General features: G+C 74.8%; 1 pseudogene. It reads left to right on the top strand.

Going from position 1 to position 202, the window contains the following annotated elements:
* Window positions 1-111: pseudogene (locus E4U92_RS36985) on the top strand (hydrophobic protein); the annotation flags it as partial.
* Between the last annotated feature and the right edge of the window lie 91 nt (window positions 112-202).

Below are 202 nucleotides of genomic sequence, written 5' to 3' on the forward strand. Positions count from 1 at the left end.
CTGAAGGCCCTGTGGTGGATCGCGATCTTCGTGCTGGTCGTGTGGCTGCTCGGCTTCGTCGTCCGTTCCGCGGACGGTGCGGGCCGCAGGGGCCGTTGGTACCGCTGGTAGAAGCGCGCCACGCGTGCGTGTCGAGGGGGCCCGGCCGGGCAACGGCCGGGCCCCCTCGGCGTTCCACGGTCCGTCGGCCCGGCGACCGGCG

Origin of the sequence: Streptomyces galbus, from assembly GCF_005280195.1 — a bacterium.
Classification (GTDB): Bacteria; Actinomycetota; Actinomycetes; order Streptomycetales; family Streptomycetaceae; genus Streptomyces; species Streptomyces galbus.